We start from the raw sequence: 16790 nt of genomic DNA on the forward strand, positions 1-16790 counted from the left end.
AGCTCTATTTAATCATCACATTATAAATTTTAATAGATGAAAAATCCTTTTCAATTGTGGGATAAATCTCATTTGGGAAAATAGTACTAATTGTGAAACTCTGTTTGGATTTAGATTTTAAAAAAGAATTGGCAGAAGAGATTAATTTACGTCTCAAGGACCTAATAGTTCTTCCGTCCTTATCAATATAACTAATTTCAATTTCCAAATCTTTAATAACATCTTTTGAAGAATTGAAAACTTCTACCACAGTATTTGCCTTACAAATTCCAAAGGACTTTTTAAAATAATTTCCAATATATTTAAATTTCAATATAAAAGAATCTGAGTCAAGATTTACACCAATTTTATCATCAACATTTTCAAAAAAATCAATTTCAATAATATCTAATACTACTTTTTTGGGATTAACATCAATAGCTCTTGGTATACTTGATATAACATCAATTGGAATATAAACATTTTTACCCCATTTTGCAAAAAAATCACTTTCTTTATTGAAAACCTGATTAAATACAGATTTGCCAAGATCATCGTAAACTGCGACTCTGTAAGAAATCTTTTTAACAGGATACTTTGTTGAGACAATCCCCGCTTTAAGCTGATACAAATGTGCATCTTCAAATGCCAGAACTTTAGCATCCTCTATTTCTATGTAATAGAAGTCTTTGGGACGTGAAATAAGATCAACAGCCTCAACTACTAAATCTTTAGCCATAGTAATAGGGGGAAGACCTTGAGATGCAGTAGAAGAAGTAAATTTTTCTTTTAAAACCATTTTACCATTTCCATTTACACCAACGAAACTTTGAAAAGATCTGTAAGTAATCAAAGAAATAAAAAATATCAAGATAGAACTCAAAGTTAATATTAAAATTCTACTCTTAGATTTCTTAGATTCATAATAGTCTATTAAATCCAAATCATTTCTTATTCCAAATTCTTTTGCTTGTAAACTTACATGAATCATTTTTTTTTTAGATTCTTTAGTATTTACTTTATCAGCAATCTCTTTAAAAAGAGAAAAAAATAAACTAAACATTGATTTGTCATGAAGAGAATAAAAATAAATAGATTCAAGCTCTCTAAAAGCAACACCTATCTTCCCCATATCGACAAATCTTCTAACTCTCACATAAGATCTTCTAAAATAAAGCTCCATATTTTCAATATCATTATCAGAAATATCTGATACTTCAATAATATTTTTAATACTCTTTTTGCTTAAAATTTTATTTTTATGCTTCCTAAGTTTTGATAAATAAATCTTAATTCTATCTTCAGACGTTTTGCTATTCATTATCTTCTAATTCATCAACTTTTTTTAAAAGCCAATAAGCAATATTTCTAGCAGTAATCTTTGTAATAGAAATTCCTATAAAAGAGTTGATTAATACTATTTTACCCTCTTCTCCACGTTTTAATTCTTTTGAAACCTCTTCTAAAACACCTTCTTTGGTTTTAGTATAAGCAATCTCCTCAGAAATCTCTGTAGACTCGAAAACAAGATCACAAAAAATCTCTCCTGTATCAGTTACATTCCCATAAATATTATTAATAGGAACCAATTTATAATCTTCGGCTTTTTCAAACCTATAAATTACTTCTTTCATATAAACGAGTATATCATAATCAAAAAACATAACCAATAAACAAAATTTATACAAAAAAATAAACTTCAATTTTTAAAAAAAATGATTATTAATTAATAATCATTTTAATTTTTTTTTGTAGAATAAAAAATAATGCTATAATTATTAAAAGCTAAAAATTAAAACAAAGGAACTTGTAAGGATTATGGATTTCAAACAAATAAAAAGTAATACCGAAAAAGTCGAGTTTTTAAGAAAAGATTTTCCTATTTTAAATAAACAGATTGACAATAAACATATAATTTATTTTGATAATGCAGCAACCTCTCAAAAGCCCAAAAAAGTAATTTACTCTAGCATCGAATATTATGAAAATTACAATGCAAATGTACACAGAAGCGGTCACAAATTTGCAATTCAATCAAGCATAAAAATAGAAAAAACAAGAGAACTTGTAAAAAATTTCATTAATGCAGAATCTGCAAACAATATAATATTTAACTCTGGAACTACGGACGGAATCAATACCATTGCAAACTCGTTTTTTTACTCAAAATACTTTAAAAAAAAAGATGAAATTATTCTTACAACTCTTGAACACAATAGTAATTTACTGCCATGGGCAAATCTTGCAAAATTAGCTAATCTAACAATTAAGCTTGCTAAATTCAATGAAATGGGAATTATTACCCCTGAAGAAATTGAAAAACTTATTACAGAAAAAACAAAGCTTATCAGTATTTCCGGAATAAATAATACCCTAGGAACCATTAATGATTTAGAATCTATTGGAAAAATCGCAAAAAAATATAATATAAGTCTTTTTATAGATGCTGCACAAATGGCACCTCATGTAAAAATAGATGTCAAAAAAATTGGTTGTGACTTTTTGGTATTTTCTGGGCATAAAATGCTTGCCCCAACAGGAATTGGAATTTTATATATTTCAAATAATATGGCTGAAAAACTTCATAGCTCAAAATTAGGAGGAAATACTGTCGAAGAAATATTTATCAAAAATAAAAAAATTAAATTTAAATCACTCGATGCTCCAAATAAATTTGAATCGGGAACCCCAAATATTGCAGGAATTATTGGACTTGAAGAGGCAATAAAATATATCAATAATATTTCTATGGATTTTATTTTAGAACATGATCAGCAATTAATAGAATATGGGATAAAAAAATTACAAGAGATTGATGAAGTTGAATTTTTACTAAATACAAATCTTAAAAGAAATTCAATAATATCATTTACAGTAAAAAATATTCACTCACACGATATTGAAACCTATCTAGATACAATGGGAATAGCAACTAGAGCCGGAAAAACTTGTTCTTATGTAGCATTTTTTCCAGAAAATTTAAACAAAAACCATCTTTTAAGAATTAGCTTTTATTTTTATAATACACAAAAAGAAATTGATATTTTTATATTAGGATTAAAAAAAGTAATAAAAGAGCTTTCATAAAAATTTAGAAAATAAACTTCATATTATCTTTTATTATTGATTTAATAAATCAAAGAAAATAAAATTAAATTATGCTCACTGAAAAAATTAAAAGAAAATTAGTAAAGCTTAGTAAGATAAATAATTATATAATACATAAAGTAGAAACAAATCAAAATTTCAAACATCAATCTAAATGCGGGGATCAAATTTTATTCCAAATAAAAAAAGAAAATAACGGAAAATTTAATTTAAAACATCATGCATCTGGATGCATGATTTTACTTGCAAGCGCCAACGCTTTAAACAAATTGTGCAATAACAAACCAAAACCCGAAATCCTAAACTTAGTGCAAAAAGTGATAAACAATGATTTTGCAAATCTAGACGAAATTGACGCAAGTTTAAAAATTTTCAACATATTTACAAATACAAATAGAAAAGACTGTTTTTTACTGCCATACAAATCATTAAAAGATAGTTTGGAAAACTACAAGTCTTTAAGGGAGAGCTGTTAGATGAAAATCTATTCACACTCATCAATAGGATACGAAGGAGAACTAATTGAAATTGAAATAGACATCAAAAAAGGAAGCTCTGGAATTGACATCGTGGGGCTTGCTGGAAACGAAATTAAAGAATCGAGAGAAAGAGTAAAATCAGCTATCAAAAATTCAAATTTTCATTTCCCTAAAGATAGAATATTAATAAATCTTGCACCAGCTGGAATTAAAAAGCTTGGAACAGCTTTTGACCTTTCAATTGCTATTAGCATTATTAAAATCCAAGAAAACAAAAATAATAAAAATTTAGAAATCTTAGTATTGGGAGAATTGCAATTAGATGGCAAAATAAGATCAATAAAAGCAGTTTTACCGGCAATTGCTCTTGCCAAAGAAAACGAAATAAAACTTGCAATAGTTCCCTTTGAAAATTTAGAAGAAGCTTGCCTAATAGATGGTTTAAATATTTGGGGTGTTAAAGATTTAAAAGAAACCATAAAAATAATAGAACAATTAAACGACAATATATTTCCCCCAAGAACAAATGTTAAACCGCACACAATAACTGAACAAGATTGTATTTTAGATTATGACTTTAAAAATATAAAAGGACAACAAAGAGTAAAAAGAGCAATTGAAATAGCAATTGCTGGTGGACACAGCATAATGTTATTTGGTCCACCTGGAAGCGGGAAAACACTCAGTATTAAGTGCACTCAATCTATTCTTCCTCCACTTACAAACAAAGAACTGATAGAAACAAATAGAATATGGTCAATATCGGGGAAATTAATAGACAGAAAGATAATAAAACAAAGACCTTTTAGAAATCCTCACCATACTGCTAGTAAAGAAGGAATAATTGGGGGGGGTTCGAATCCTTTACCTGGAGAAGTGTCTCTTGCCCACAATGGAATATTATTTCTAGATGAAGCTTTAGAATTTAAAAAATCCATCTTACAATCTTTACGTGAACCTATTGAAGATAAATCAATTTCAATCTCAAGAGCAAGTTCCAAATTATTCAAATACCCTGCCAATTTCCAACTAATGCTTGCAATGAATCTTTGCCCTTGTGGAAATCTTGGCAAAAAAAACACAGATTGTTTTTGTTCACAACAAGAAATTTCAAATTATTGGAAAAAACTTGGAGCTGCAATGCTTGATAGAATTGATATTAGGGTCCCAACAAGAGCAATTACTAATGAAAAATTACTAAGCGAAAAAAGCGAAAGTTCAAGCGAAATAAAACAAAGAATAATAAAAGCAAGAAACATTCAAAATATAAGATACAAAAATTTTTCAAATATAAATAAAAATTCTGATCTTAATACCGATCACATTGAAAAATTTTGCGAATTAAGTGCAATATTGAAAAATGATTTGATTTACATTCTAAACAAACTCAACATATCCTCAAGGGCAACGCATTCAATATTAAAAATTGCAAGAACAATCTCCGACTTAAGGGAAGAAAAAAACATTTCAAGAGAAGCCTTACTTGAAGCAATTGAACATAGAAAAAACGGAGAAAATATGCTTGAAAAATAAAGACCCTCAAATATTGGGGGTCTTAAAATTAAAATTTCACTTCTCAAAACTAAAAAGTTATTTTATCAATATAGCTTTTAAGCTGATTAGCAGAACTGTTAAAACTATCAAGCTCTTTGGAGCTTATCTTAAAGTTTAAAACTTCTTTGACTCCTTCTTTACAAACTATGGCAGGTGCTCCAATATAAATATCTTTAACTAATCCCCCGTACTGGCCATTAATATAAGAAGATATTGGCAGGATAATATTCTGATCCCCAATTATTGCATTTACAATATTCTTAATACCAAGCCCAATAGCATAATAAGTTGCTCCCTTAAGATTAATCACCTCATAAGCAGCATTTACAACCTTTTTATGAATTTCATCAAGCTCTAGCTCAGTTATTTTGCCTTCAGCAAGGTATTCTGATAAAGGCTTCATTGCTATTTTTGTTTCATCCCAAGTAGCAAAAGAACTATCACCATGCTCCCCCATAATATATGAATGTACATTTTGAGTGTTCACATTAAAACGAGCACTTAAAAAATATCTAAGCCTTGAAGTGTCAAGAATAGTACCGGTGCCTATAACCTTATGAATAGGAAATTTGGAATATTTCATTGTAACATAAGTCATAATGTCTACAGGATTAGTTGCAATGACAAAAATACCGTCAAAGCCACTAGACACAACATTGGTTACAATATCTTTAAAAATTTTAGAATTTTTATCAACTAAATCAAGTCTTGTTTCACCAGGTTTTTGATTAAGCCCTGCTGTAATTACAACAATATCTGCGTTAACACAATCTTTGTAAGTCCCAAACAATACATTAATATTCTTCTTTAAAAACATTTGGCCATGATTAAGGTCCATGACCTCACCTTTTGCTTTATTTTCATTAACATCAATAATTACAAGTTCATGTACAAGCGAATTGTCTATTGTCAAAGCATAAGCAAAGCTTGAACCCACTCCACCAGCTCCGATAAGAACAACTTTATTAGACTTAAGCATAATAACTCCATATAAATTTAAACTACATACAACTAATTTTAAATAAGTAATGACAAAAATATTTTATCGCATTTCTAAAGGATTTGCCAATCACATACCTTAAATAATTAAAAACATATTTAATTATCATTATTAGATTTCAGAACTGCAAGAAAAACACTTTGTGGAATCTCAACATTTCCTACCATCTTCATTCGCTTTTTGCCTTCTTTCTGCTTTTCCAAAAGTTTTCGCTTACGAGTAATATCACCACCATAACACTTGGCAGTAACATCTTTTCTAACAGGAGAGATTGTCTCTCTAGCAATAACGTTAGAGCCAATAGCACCTTGAATAGCTATTTTAAATTGTTGCCTTGATATTTCATCTTTCAACTTTTTACAAATCCCAGCAGCCTTAGTTCTTGCACTATCTTTAAAAACCAATTGAGAAAGTGCATCAACCTTATCCCCATTTACTAATATATCTAATCTTACTAAATCCGTATATTCATAATCTAAAAGTTCATAATCAAAAGAAGCATATCCACGACTTACAGATTTAATCTTATCATAAAAATCAAAAAGGATTTCGGAAAGAGGCATTTTATAAATAAGCTCAACGCGCTTAGTATCAAGATAAATTAAATTTGTCTGCACTCCTCTTTTCAACAAACATACACTCATAATATTTCCTAAAAATTCTGTAGGAACAATAATATTAGCTCTAATATAAGGCTCAAGCACACTTTCAATAGCTTCATTTCCAGGAAATTGTTCAGGACTTTCAATAAAATAAGATTCTCCCTTTTTAGGAATTATTTTGTATCTAACAGAAGGAGAAGTCAATATCACATTTAAATCAAATTCACGCTCAATACGTTCTTGAATAACCTCTAAATGCAAAAGACCAAGAAACCCACACTTAAAACCATGGCCAAGAGCCGATGATGAATCTTTTTCAAATGTTAACGATGCATCATTAAGCTTTAATCTATCCATTGCCTTTAAAAGGTCATCATATTGATTGGCATCAACAGGATACACTGAAGAAAACACTACAGGCTTAATTTCTTTAAATCCCTCAAGGGGAGATAATGCGGAACAATTGCAAAGAGTTACTGTATCTCCAATCTTCACATCTGATATATTTTTTATTCCTGCAATAAAATATCCAACATCCCCTGCTTCTAACCTATCTTTTCTTTCAAGAGATATTTTAAAAACCCCAATCTCCTCAATTAAATACTCACTATCGGTATGCATTAACCTAATTTTGTCGCCTGTCTTGATTTGTCCTTCGAAAATCCTAAAGTGAACAACAACTCCTCTATAAGAATCATAATGCGAATCAAAAATTAATGCTCTTAATGGATCCTTAATACTTCCTTTAGGAGATGGCACATGCTTACAAATAGCTTCAAGCAAATTATCAATTCCTATTCCATTCTTAGCAGAAATCAAAATAGCAATTTCTTCATTTAATCCTAAATCATTTTTTATTTGCTTTTTTACAAAATCAATATTAGCATTTGGAAGATCTATCTTATTAATAACAGGAATAATTTCTAAATCATGCTCAAAGGCCATATAAAAATTAGAAACCGTCTGAGCTTGTATTCCCTGACTTGCATCAATTAATAAAAGAGCGCCCTCACAAGATGAAATTGCTCTTGAGACTTCATAAGAAAAATCAACATGACCTGGAGTATCTACAAAATTTAACTCATAAAAATCACCATCATTACTTTTATAAGTAATTGTTACTGCCTGACTTTTTATTGTAATTCCTCTTTCTCGCTCAATATCCATACTGTCAAGCATTTGACTTTTAAAATCGCGATCAGATATTATTTTGGCCTTTTGAATAAACCTATCGGCTAATGTCGATTTACCGTGATCAATGTGTGCAATAATGCAAAAATTTTTTTTACAAATACTAATACTCACTCCCCCGAACTACAAATCAAGATTTAAAATTTATCTTTTTTTTAAATACAGAATTTTTAATTTGGCTTCTTGATTTAGCAATATAAGGAGAAAATCTTGGCGCAAGATCCACTATTAATTTCCAAGTATCTATTGCTCTAAATCCATAATTACCATTAGAATATGAATAGGTAGCAACAGCAACATTATAAATTATTTCCCAAAAATCTGTAGATTCAAAAGCATTTTTTATTTCCTTATACTCATTAATTTTTTGAACAAAAGACCTTAAATTCCTAAACTGATACACAGATTCATAATAACAAACATAATCATACATTCTTGTTAAAATCCCCACTGCAGCTATAAGTCCATGAGTAATTGAAAGTTCATAAGCCCTTAGGCGCAAATAAACTTTTGACAATAATTGGTGAGTATCAATAACATTGTAGTTCTTAAATCTGTAAAGATTAAAAGTAAAATCAATACCAAAAGCTCCTCTTACTTGTTTTAAATAAGAAGTTAAATAAAATGAAACATTAAATTTATTATTTGGTGTAGTATTTTTACCTTGAGAATAATCATGATAACTATAATAATCTTTTTTGGTTGAAAACTTATTTAATATATCATTTAAATAATCAATCGTATCAACATAATTATTCTCAAGTTCGGCCATTTTGGCTAAAGAAAAAAGTATTTTTTTTTCAAAAGATTCATCTATCAAATAATCTTTATCTTCAAAAGACTTGTAAAGGTTTAATTTTTCAAGAACAGTATTGCCAGACATGCCATAAGCTACTGACAAATAATAGCTGGCTTCGGGATAAACACCTTTTCTAAGCAAAGCTTCCTGCAAATAATTAATAGCATGTGTAAGATTAGACTTACTAAATTCAGATTTAGAATAAAGAAATTGTCTACCTTTTTCAAGCAAAATCCAATAAGGAAAATTTTTATTATTTGAAGAATTCAAAGAAACAGAAAAAGGCAAAACAAAAAAAATTAAAACCAATTTTCTCATAACAACAAATATATTAAATTAACTCATAAATTACGAGAAAATTTAATATTAAAATAAATAATAAATCAAAATTAAACAAACTTAAATATCATTAGAAATACCATTACAAAAAGAGCAACGGATTCTATTAAGCCCAAAACTAATAGGTATGTAGCAAATCCTTTCCCAGTCTCAGAAAAAGCATCACAAGCACCTGCTGCTGCCTTACCTTGAGCAAATCCAGAAACAGCAATCGCAAATCCACCACCAAGACCAGCTCCAAGCAGCAACCATGGATTAGTCTGCATCATTACCTCATATAACGTGTTCATTAAAATATATCCATATATTATTTGAGTCAATGGTGCTGAGACAAAAACAATCAATAGAAATGGCGCTGGTTTTCCTTGCATATAGCACCTCTTCCATGCTCCAATAGCAGCACTACCTGCTGCTCCCATACCCAATGCAGAACCTATTGCTGAGATTGTCAGAGCTGAATTAACTCCTATTAAACCTATATCCATAAGTACTCCTTTTTATTTTTTTTTTATTTTTCTAAAAGGCTTATAAGCGTGCCCACTCCATTCTTGCCCTAAATGGTTCGAAAATTCAAGCATATTAAGCCTTACCCCATGAACAATCACTGAAAGCAGAGATAGCATTATATTTAAAACATGCCCAAAAAGTATAACAATAATCCCGGCTACTATAAAGCCAACATTGGAAGATTTTAACAAAGGCATTGACATAGCATTAAAACTTGCTGAGATTGAAAGCCCCGCAAGTCCAACTGCAAAAAGCCTAATATAAGATATTATATCTGCAAACCCTGACACAGTGGTTAAAAACTGCTCTATAATGCCCCCAAAACTTTTCAATATGCACTTGAAAAAATTTGAACCATCTTGCTTGCCAAAAACAAATACAAGTGCAACACCAAAATATATTATATTATAAACAGCATTATACATGGGAAATCGAGATTGACTAAGTATTAAATTCAAAGCAAGGTAATAAAGACCAGATATACATGTAAGCCAACCAATCTGTGCAATTGAATGAACATGGGGCTTTTCTTTTACTTGTCTGAAAAAATTCCAAACATGAGCTAATGAAATTTGCAAAACTCCTATTGAAAAGCAAATAAAGATAATATTTTGAACACTATTTTTCTCTGTCAAATAACTAACTTTAAATGAATTCAAAATAGGAAACATTTCAAGAACTAAAGAACTACCAAACCAAGTCCCAGTCATAGAACCATAAAGTATCGATGACACACTAAGATAAAATATTAACCCATGAACTGAAGTTAAAGGCTTACCTTTAAGAATAAAACTCAAACTAAGCAAAATTCCTATCAAAAAAAATATCACTCCATAAGCTGCATCACCTATTATCATACCAAAAAACACAAAGAAAAATAACATAAAAATAAAACTTATGTCTCTTTCTTTATATCCGGGAATTGTCTCTAAAATACTAAAAATAGGAGCAGCTAAATTGGCGATTCCTTTCCTTTTTATATAGGTTGGAATAATATCGTTTTCTTCAGGATCTGCAAATTGAACTGCAAAACCTGCTTTTAACACAGAGCTTTTAAGAGATTCTTGACTTTCAGCTGGAACAAATCCTGTAATATACGAAAAATCCTCAAAATCGGTTTGCATATCAGCTAAAACTTGCTCAAACTCTACAATTTGATCATATTTTTTTATTTCATCCCTTAAAATATCAATATATTTATTAAAAAGAGAAATTTGGGTCAATTTTTGATCCAAAATCTCATCAACAACCTTTAATTTATTATTAATATAATCAAGATCAAAATTAAACTTAAACTCATCAGCAATCTCAATTTTTTGTTCAAACTCACCAACACTTACAAAATAAGAAGTGTTTTTTACATTTTTAATCAAAAAAACATTAACATTAGGATCTTTTAATAAATTTTTATATTCACTTTTTTGGATTTTAAAAAAGTGAATATAAATGTTAGATTCTTTCAATTTGTTAACATTCTCTAAAGAAAAACTCCCCCAAACAGAAATCAAACTCCTTTCATGCAATAAGGATCGTTTAATATCTTGAAATTCTTTAATCTCATTACCTAAATTGACTATGCTCTTTGCAATATCCAAAAAATTACCATTAGAAGATTTTAAAGCCTTAACACCTCCATCTTCTCTAAGTAGCGAAAAAGCTTGTATTAAAATTTGCCGATCATCAATGCTTTTTTTTAAGGAATCCGAACTTTTATTACAATAATTAATATGAACTGCTCCAAAATCTCTTAAAATCTCTAATGATTCTTTTTTATATTTTGATAAAGTCAAAAGTAAAATTTTTTTCATTTTTACAATCATAAGCTTGTTCCTATCTTTTTTTATCAATCAAATTAGACTTAGCAATTTTACCTCTTACAACAGCTGCAGTTTGCTGATCTCCAAGATATATATTAATTTTTTTTATATTAGCTTTAGCTGTTGGTATCATCACTTTCTCAAATAAATTAACTCTTTGGGATGTTACTCGAAACTCTTTTAAAAGCAAAGCGATTTGTTTTTTTAAAATTTTAAGCTCTACATCAATTTGAATCACAATTTTAAGAATTTCAATCCCCTTATCTACCCAATAAGGAGTAAAAAGTAAATCATGCCTTATATCTTCATATTCAATAGAATCAAATATAGGAATTGCAACCCCTGCAATATTTAAAGACTTCTTTACCACTGTTTTTACTTGAATCCAACTCTCAAAAGGAAATTTCTCGCCAAAAAGAGAAATCCAATTTGAAATACTATCCTTAAGTTTTTGTTGCTCAAGATTTTTGATTTTGTAAGAATTCTCAATTCTAACAATTTCCATATAAAGCTGTTGCTTCTTAAGCTGCAAAGTAGGCAAATATCTATTAAACATTTTAAGTTCATCTTTTTGCTTTTTAAGATCATTTTTGGTCAATTTAATTTTAGGCATAATCAAAAGGTCTCTTTTTTAGGCCAATATTTTTCAATAAGGTCTGTTTTTATTCCTGTTTCTTTTGGACTAAAACAACTAGCAAGAATATCCCAACCCAAATCTAAAGCCTCTTCTAAAGGAATATTAACAGACAAATCCATCATCTTGCTTTCAAACATGTTGCTATACTTGAGTAATTTCTCATCCCACTTAGTCATATTAAATCCCATAGCCTTCTTTTCTACAGATTCTTTTGAAGATGCGTAAAGCTTAATCATTGAATCCATTATAGTCCTGTGATCGTCCCTGGTCTTACTATTTACCATTTGCTTGAGCCTTGAAAGCGATCCAAAAGGTTCTATTCTGCCGCCCTTTAAATAGTACTGACCTTCTGTAATATAACCAGTATTATCAGGAACAGGATGAGTAACATCATCACCCGGCATAGTTGTAACCGCAAGTATTGTAACCGATCCTGCACCTTCAAAATCAATAGCTTTCTCATAACGATATGCAAGCTGAGAATATAAATCTCCAGGATAACCTCTATTAGAAGGTACTTGCTCCATTGTAATAGATATTTCTTTCATCGCATCAGCAAAATTTGTCATATCTGTAAGAAGAACTAAAACTTTTTTACCCTTGAGAGCAAACTTTTCAGCAACAGAAAGCGAAATATCAGGAACAGTTAAAGATTCAACAACAGAATCATTAGCAGTATGAACAAAAAAAATTGTTCTACTTAAAGCTCCTCCTTTTTCTAAAGAATCTTTAAAAGTCAAATAATCATCATGCTTAAGCCCCATTCCACCAAGAATTATCAAATCAACCTCTGCTTGAAGTGCAATTCTTACAAGAAGCTCATTATAAGGTTCACCAGAAACAGAAAAGATTGGTAATTTTTGAGATTCAACAAGAGTGTTAAAAACATCTATCATTGGAAGTCCTGTCCTTATCATATTCCTAGGAACAATACGTTTTGCGGGATTTGCAGAAGGTCCTCCAATTTCAATCAAATTATCATCTAGAGAAGGGCCTCCATCTCTAGGATTTCCAGAACCATCAAAAATTCTACCCAACAAATTATCAGAAAATGAAACTTGCATTGAATGTCCTAAAAATTTTATCTCATCTGACGTAGAAACACCTCTTGTACCACCATAAACTTGAAGGGAAACTTTTTCTCGATCAAGTTTAATTACTTCGGCTAGAGAACTTGTATCTTTTGCTTTCACAATAGCAAGCTCACCGTACTTAATACCTTGAGCTGTAACAGTTATTACATTGCCTGCTATAGACTCTATTTTACTGTAGACTCTTTTCATATATATATATTTCTCCAAATCCTCTAAATTACCTTTTTAAATTTACCAATTCATTCAAAGCATGCTCCAATTTATTAAACTTATAATCTTTAAAAGAAGAAAGATTCATGTCTAAAAGATTTTGCCTTAATTCATTTATGAAATCTCTTGCTTGAAGCTTATCAGAAAACTCAAAGTTAGTTTTAAGAATCTTATAAACTATATCAAACATATAATTTTGACGCTCCGCATTAACAGCAGCATCAACAGAATCAAATGAATTTTGTTGCAAATAACATGAATCAAGTAGTTCAGATTTCAAGTAAATTAAAAAATCCTCGTTACTTATGCCTTCTTCTCCAACAACTTTCATCATTTGATTAATTTCGCTACCTTTTACCAAAAAAGATCTTGCATATTCCGTTTTTTTAGGATCAATAACACCTTTATATTTACTCCAAGATTCAAGAGGACTAATAGCTGGAAATTTCCTAGCATCAGACCTTTCTCTTGTAAGTCCATGGAATGCTCCTACAACCTTTAAAGTTGCTTGAGTAACTGGCTCTTCAAAATTACCACCAGCAGGACTTACAGAACCACCAACTGTTACAGATCCAATATCGCCATTATTAAGAACTACGATACCTGCCCTTTCATAAAAGGAAGCAATAACAGACTCTAGATAGGCCGGAAAAGCCTCCTCACCAGGAATTTCCTCGAGGCGACCAGACATTTCTCTCATAGCTTGAGCCCATCTTGAAGTTGAATCTGCCAAAAGAAGAATATCAAGGCCCATTTGCCTATAATACTCGCCAATAGTAATAGCGGTATAAACAGAAGCTTCTCTAGCTGCAACTGGCATTGAAGACGTATTACAAATAATGCAAGTCCTATCCATTAACGATTTACCGGTTTTTGGATCTATCAACTCGGGAAACTCCTTAAGAGTTTCTACAACTTCTCCTGCTCGCTCACCACAAGCTGCAATAATCACTATATCAACATCAGCATTTCGACTTGTGACCTGCTGAAGAACCGTTTTTCCAGCCCCAAAAGGACCTGGAATGCAAAAAGTTCCTCCTTTGGCAACTGGAAAAAATGTATCTATAATTCTAGTTTGGGTCAACATAGGCTCACTAGGAATAAGTCGTTCTTTATAATTAGTAATAGGAATTTTAACAGGCCAATGAAAAGACATTGTAATATTGTGTCTTGTACCAGAATCATCTTCAATTACAGCAATTTGCTCATCAATCGAATAGTTACCATCATTTACAATTTCCACAATTTTATAAGAATCTCTTTTATAAAATGGAATCATTATTCGGTGATGAACAGTTCCTTCGATTACAAAACCCAAAAAATCACCTGCAATAACTCTGTCTCCAATTTTGGAAGTTTTTTTAAAATTCCATTTTTTATCTTTATTCAAGGGTCTTAAATACACCCCCCTTTCTAAAAAAAATCCACATTGAACAGCCAGCTCGGGCAAAGGATTTTGAAGCCCATCATAAACTTGAGTTAAAAGACCTGGCCCTAATTCAACTGTTAAAAGCTTGTCTGTAAATTCAACTACATCTCCAACAGATATCCCTTTTGTCAATTCAAAAACTTGCGCATCAACTTCATTCCCTCTAACACGAATTACTTCGGCTTTTAAATTTCTACCAGCAGTCCTTATAAATAAAACTTCATTCATAGAAACTGAACCTTCTACCTCAATAGCAACTAAGTTGCCATTCACTCCAACAACTTTTCCTTTTGTCTTCATTAAAATTCCTTTTCTAAACTTTTTCATTAGTTTTATCAATTAAATTTTGACAAATATTGTCAAAATTTTGAATACCTAATTTTTCTTTAAATAAATTATGCCTTAAAAATAACCTTAGCTTTAAAAAGTAAATTATTAATTTTTCAAAATCAAATTCATGCCCAACCTCAAGATCAGTCAAAAATTGCCACTTAAGAAGGTCAAAGCCTAATTCTATTTCAAAAGAATTTTCTTTCAAACAAATATTTCTCAAAATACTCAGATAATAACTCGAAAAATAAGAAGATTCTAAATAAAAATCCTTGGATAACCCCAATTTTTCTGCCCTTAAAGCTGCAAGTGTATATCTTATTGTATCTTCAAAATCAAAAAAAAGATCAATAACTCTTGACTTACCCTTATCTACCTTAAATTCTAGCAACCCTTTTAAAAAATTGAAGTCCTTTTTGCTTAAAGAAATTTCGACATTATTCAAAAAATCTAAAACGCTGTAATTTTTTAAAGATTTTAAATCAATATAAGGCAAAGAAGATAAAACATAATAATATGAATCCAACACAAAAGTCTCCTAGACCACTTTTATAACTTCCTTAAATCTTGGATTAAGATAATCAAAAAGAATGTCTGCAATAGTTTCCACTGAAAAATCATAATACAGACCAATATTCTTTTTTTGAATCTTAAACCCTTTGCTTGTACCTTTGAAAGGCTTAATCTCTATTCCTTCTTTAAGCTTATTTCCAAGTTTTAGTCTTAATATCTGCTCTAAGCTAGAAAAATCAGATTCATTTAATTGAACAACTAATTTTTCTTCCTTAACCCAAGAATCCGTTATTTTAATTATAAGATCTACTAAGAAATTATTGTCATTAAAAACTTCTGCTACGTTATCTTTTAAAGTATTTTCAAAAAGAGATTTAAGATTCTTCTCAACACCAATAATTAAATCTCTGATTGCCTGACGAGAAGCTTCAAGGGCATGGCATTTATAATCATTAACTTCTTTTTCTAATTTTACCTTTAATACTCTAGCATCTTCTTCTGCTCTAGTAACTATTTCTTCTGCCTCTTTTTTAGCCTTCAAAATAATATCATTAGATATTCTCTCAGCCTCTTCAAGCCCATCTTTTTTAATTTTATTTATCAGATCCTTTACTTCAAATTGCATTAAAACTCCTTATCATATAACATAAAAATAATAACTTAAAACCTATTAGCAAACAAAACTTTAAAAAAGTATACAATAATTTTCAATATCAAAAATATTACAATATCAATAAGAAATATCAAATTAGCACAGCAATACTACTTCAAAAAAATATACTTACTCTCAATTATTGAAAATAATACAATCATTATAAAATTGACCCAACAATTTTATAAACATTGCCATCAAGCACTATATCGAGATCTTTACTTGGAAATTTATTTCTAAGTCCTTCTCTAAAGATTTCAATACCCTTTTTATTTATCTTATCCCAAAATTCATCATTAACAAAACTTAAAGTTAATATCTCAATAATAATCAAATAGCCTCTTCCAAACTTAGATCCATAGCCTAATGTAAAAGTTGTTGTAACGCTAAAAAGACCATCCAAAAGACCGTTTGCAGTCTTACCCCTAAAAGGTCTATTGGGATGAATATCATAAGAATTGCCAAATTCCTCCTCAAGAACAAAATCAACATCAAGGCAAATGCTAAACAATATATTTTCAAATTCATTAAACTTCGTTATATTCACTTA

Annotated in this window: 16 protein-coding genes; 3 read left to right on the plus strand and 13 right to left on the minus strand. The window is 29.8% G+C overall.

All coding sequences use genetic code 11. The features are described from left to right. Positions 1 to 4: 4 nt before the first annotated feature. Both QIA21_RS01015 and QIA21_RS01020 read right to left on the minus strand, forming a co-directional pair. Positions 5 to 1303, minus strand: coding sequence for a hypothetical protein (locus QIA21_RS01015; RefSeq protein ID WP_301393354.1), 1299 nt, complete (start codon positions 1301 to 1303; stop codon positions 5 to 7). Continuing rightward, positions 1293 to 1613, minus strand: a complete 321-nt coding sequence (locus QIA21_RS01020; protein WP_301392805.1) for a hypothetical protein — start codon at positions 1611 to 1613, stop codon at positions 1293 to 1295. The genes QIA21_RS01015 and QIA21_RS01020 overlap by 11 nt, the downstream gene beginning before the upstream one ends. 184 nt (positions 1614 to 1797) lie before the next feature. Here QIA21_RS01020 and QIA21_RS01025 point away from each other — a divergent pair, with 184 nt between their 5' ends. From QIA21_RS01025 to QIA21_RS01035, 3 genes are all read left to right on the plus strand, one after another. After that, the gene (locus tag QIA21_RS01025) at positions 1798 to 3066 is read left to right on the plus strand and encodes a cysteine desulfurase (protein WP_301392806.1); all 1269 of its coding nucleotides are present in this window, start codon (positions 1798 to 1800) and stop codon (positions 3064 to 3066) included. 71 nt (positions 3067 to 3137) lie between these two features. Beyond that, a complete protein-coding gene (locus QIA21_RS01030) occupies positions 3138 to 3563 on the plus strand; it encodes an iron-sulfur cluster assembly scaffold protein (protein ID WP_301392807.1) in 426 nt (141 codons plus the stop codon). Next, a complete protein-coding gene (locus QIA21_RS01035) occupies positions 3564 to 5099 on the plus strand; it encodes a YifB family Mg chelatase-like AAA ATPase (protein WP_301392808.1) in 1536 nt (511 codons plus the stop codon). Positions 5100 to 5148: 49 nt separating this feature from the next. Here QIA21_RS01035 and QIA21_RS01040 read toward each other — a convergent pair whose 3' ends face one another. The 11 genes from QIA21_RS01040 to QIA21_RS01090 form a co-directional block, all read right to left on the minus strand. Further along, positions 5149 to 6099 carry an L-lactate dehydrogenase gene (locus QIA21_RS01040; RefSeq protein WP_301392809.1) on the minus strand — a complete coding sequence of 317 codons (951 nt, stop codon included), beginning with the start codon at positions 6097 to 6099 and terminating at the stop codon, positions 5149 to 5151. A 119-nt stretch (positions 6100 to 6218) separates the two neighbouring features. Beyond that, positions 6219 to 8027, minus strand: coding sequence for a translation elongation factor 4 (gene lepA, locus QIA21_RS01045; RefSeq protein WP_301392810.1), 1809 nt, complete (start codon positions 8025 to 8027; stop codon positions 6219 to 6221). A 16-nt stretch (positions 8028 to 8043) separates the two neighbouring features. Next, positions 8044 to 9030 carry a hypothetical protein gene (locus QIA21_RS01050; protein WP_301392811.1) on the minus strand — a complete coding sequence of 329 codons (987 nt, stop codon included), beginning with the start codon at positions 9028 to 9030 and terminating at the stop codon, positions 8044 to 8046. Between the two features lie 71 nt (positions 9031 to 9101). Further along, positions 9102 to 9536: an ATP synthase subunit K gene (locus tag QIA21_RS01055; RefSeq protein WP_004790144.1), complete on the minus strand. Its 435-nt coding sequence runs from the start codon at positions 9534 to 9536 to the stop codon at positions 9102 to 9104. Between the two features lie 12 nt (positions 9537 to 9548). Continuing rightward, the gene (locus tag QIA21_RS01060; RefSeq protein ID WP_301392812.1) at positions 9549 to 11378 is read right to left on the minus strand and encodes a V-type ATP synthase subunit I; all 1830 of its coding nucleotides are present in this window, start codon (positions 11376 to 11378) and stop codon (positions 9549 to 9551) included. 10 nt (positions 11379 to 11388) lie between these two features. Beyond that, a complete protein-coding gene (locus QIA21_RS01065) occupies positions 11389 to 11988 on the minus strand; it encodes a V-type ATP synthase subunit D (RefSeq protein ID WP_091973081.1) in 600 nt (199 codons plus the stop codon). Positions 11989 to 11990: 2 nt separating this feature from the next. Beyond that, a complete protein-coding gene (locus tag QIA21_RS01070; RefSeq protein ID WP_301392813.1) occupies positions 11991 to 13295 on the minus strand; it encodes a V-type ATP synthase subunit B in 1305 nt (434 codons plus the stop codon). 28 nt (positions 13296 to 13323) lie between these two features. Further along, positions 13324 to 15045: a V-type ATP synthase subunit A gene (locus QIA21_RS01075; RefSeq protein WP_301392814.1), complete on the minus strand. Its 1722-nt coding sequence runs from the start codon at positions 15043 to 15045 to the stop codon at positions 13324 to 13326. Positions 15046 to 15058: 13 nt separating this feature from the next. Continuing rightward, positions 15059 to 15604 (minus strand): hypothetical protein, encoded by a 546-nt coding sequence (locus QIA21_RS01080; protein WP_301392815.1) that lies wholly within the window; start codon positions 15602 to 15604, stop codon positions 15059 to 15061. Positions 15605 to 15613: 9 nt separating this feature from the next. Further along, complete coding sequence (locus QIA21_RS01085; protein WP_301392816.1) at positions 15614 to 16213, minus strand: V-type ATP synthase subunit E; 600 nt, start codon at positions 16211 to 16213, stop codon at positions 15614 to 15616. A 187-nt stretch (positions 16214 to 16400) separates the two neighbouring features. Next, on the minus strand, positions 16401 to 16787 hold the full coding sequence (locus tag QIA21_RS01090; RefSeq protein WP_301392817.1) for a hypothetical protein: 387 nt from the start codon (positions 16785 to 16787) through the stop codon (positions 16401 to 16403). Between the last annotated feature and the right edge of the window lie 3 nt (positions 16788 to 16790).

The organism is Borreliella japonica, assembly GCF_030438115.2.
GTDB classification, from domain to species: domain Bacteria; phylum Spirochaetota; class Spirochaetia; order Borreliales; family Borreliaceae; genus Borreliella; species Borreliella japonica.